The 2,008-nt window shown below is 64.0% G+C and carries 2 protein-coding genes; both read left to right on the top strand.

Annotated elements, in window-relative coordinates; translation table 11 throughout:
* The first annotated feature begins 461 nt into the window (after positions 1 to 461).
* Entirely contained in the window at positions 462 to 1,112 is a 651-nt protein-coding gene (locus ACV4UX_RS19010; RefSeq protein ID WP_491594847.1) for a hypothetical protein, read from the top strand.
* Between the two features lie 10 nt (positions 1,113 to 1,122).
* Positions 1,123 to 2,008: (Fe-S)-binding protein (locus ACV4UX_RS19005; protein ID WP_491594846.1), on the top strand; the 886-nt coding region annotated here is incomplete at its 3' end.

Below are 2,008 nucleotides of genomic sequence, written 5' to 3'. Positions count from 1 at the left end.
TCTTGATGCGTGCTGCAATACACCTCCCCGAAAGGTAGGAAAGCGGCGGCTTGACAGAGTGTTCCCGGAGGCGTAGGCGGCATATACCTGAGTTCCAAAGTTTCTTGCCCTCCCTCTACGGCGCTTCCAATGCGCCAGGGCCGGAAGCCTAGGGACCGGGGTCCCCGGCTGGCGACGCACAGGGCAGTGAGGGCCTGCACGCGACAGACGGGAGGGGGTGGGGGGACACCGGTCCGCATCCGAAGCGGACCGCTTGCCGCATCGCGGCGCACGACCCGCCGGACGCGCGGAGCCTTGGGGCTCCGGGGCGGCCGGGCGGTCAAGTCCGTGCGCGCCCCATCATCCACTCCATGTGAATTCGTGCACAATCCGTCCCGGGCAGGGGCGGAAAGCAGTTGGCGGCCGGTCGCCCTGGCGTCCGGCAAGGCGACGTAGGCCCATCACTTTTGAAAGGAGACGCCATGTACGCATTCGTGAACGGTCCATTGGTATGGATTGCCTTCGCCGTGTTCGTCGTGGGCAGCTTGTGGCAGGTCATGAGCCTCTACAAAATGTCCAAGCGCACGGACAAGGTCTTCTACGACCACTACAACCCCGGAGCGGCCCGCGCCTCCGTGTGGGCGTGGCTCATGCCCCTGGGGTCGCGCCCCCTGCGCGAAAGCCCGGCCACGGCCCTGGGCTTCTTCGTGTTCCACGTCTGCCTGATCCTCACCCCGCTCTTCGCCCTGGGCCACGCCGTCACCTTCGAGTTCAACCGGGGCATCCACTGGCCGAGCCTGCCCGACGGCCTCACCGACGTGCTCACCATGCTCTTCCTGGCCTCGGCCCTGTTCATGCTGGGCCGTCGCTTCGTGCTGCCCCACGTGAAGATCGTCACCGAGCCCAAGGACTACTTCGTGTGGTGCGTCACCTTCCTGCCGTTCCTCACGGGCTTTCTTGCCTACCACAAGATGCTGCTTCCCCCGGACCAGATGCTCTTCCTGCATGTGCTCTTCGGCTGCATGATGCTCATCCTGCTGCCCTTCACCAAGCTGGCCCACGCGTTCCTGTTCTTCCTGACGCGCGCCTTCATCGGCAGCGAATTCGCCCGCCGCGGCACCAAGACCTGGTAGGAGACGCCATATGTCCGATCAAAAGCCCGTCAACGCCGAAGAGATCATGGCGGTCATCGAGCGCAACGACACCGCTCGCCTGCGCGCCTGGCTCAAGACCTGCATGTCCTGCGGCCTGTGCTCCGAGTCCTGCTTCTTCTACCTGGCCAACGACAACAAGCCCGAGTTCATGCCCCAGTACAAGGCCAGGATCACCCTGGGCGAGCTGATCAAGAAGAAGGGCAACGTCACCCGCGAACAGCTCGCTGAGATGAAGGAAGTGGCCTGGGGACGCTGCACCATGTGCCGCCGCTGCTCCCAGTACTGCCCCTTCGGCATCGAGATCGCCCTGATGATCAACATCGCCCGCCAGTGCATGCGCACCCAGAACGTGTGCCCCGACAGGCTCATGACCATCGACCAGTCCTACGTCGAGTTCGGCAACCAGATGTCCATCCCCGACGAGGAATTCGTAGAGACCTGCGAGTGGATGGCCGAGGAAGGACAGGACCGCCTCAAGGACCTGGAAATCCCCATCGACAAGGAAGACGCGAACATCATGTTCGTGGTGAACTCCCGCGAGCCCAAGTACTACCCCCAGGACATCCAGGAAGCGGCCATGGTCATGCACGCCGCCGGCGAGAACTGGACCATGCCCTCCCACGGCTGGGAGGCCACCAACCTCTCCATGTTCTCGGGCAACCTCAAGGTGGCCGGACAGGTGACCCAGACCCTCTACGACGCCGCCCAGAAGCTGCGCGCCAAGAAGATCTGCATCACCGAGTGCGGCCACGCCTACCGCGCCGCCAAGTACGAAGGCCCCTACTGGACCAAGCAGCCCAACGGCCAGGCCCCGGTGGAAGTCACCCACGCGGTGAAGCTCTTCCACGACTACCTCAAGGAAGGCCGCATCAAGC

The organism is Fundidesulfovibrio sp. (assembly GCF_058402725.1).
Note: the sequence above shows the minus strand (reverse complement) of the source record. Positions and strands in the feature narration are given on the sequence as shown.

Bases quoted from the DNA above. Each gene is read 5' to 3' on its own strand.
- ACV4UX_RS19010 (WP_491594847.1), top strand. From the start codon at position 462: ATGTACGCATTCGTGAACGGTCCATTGGTATGGATTGCCTTCGCCGTG.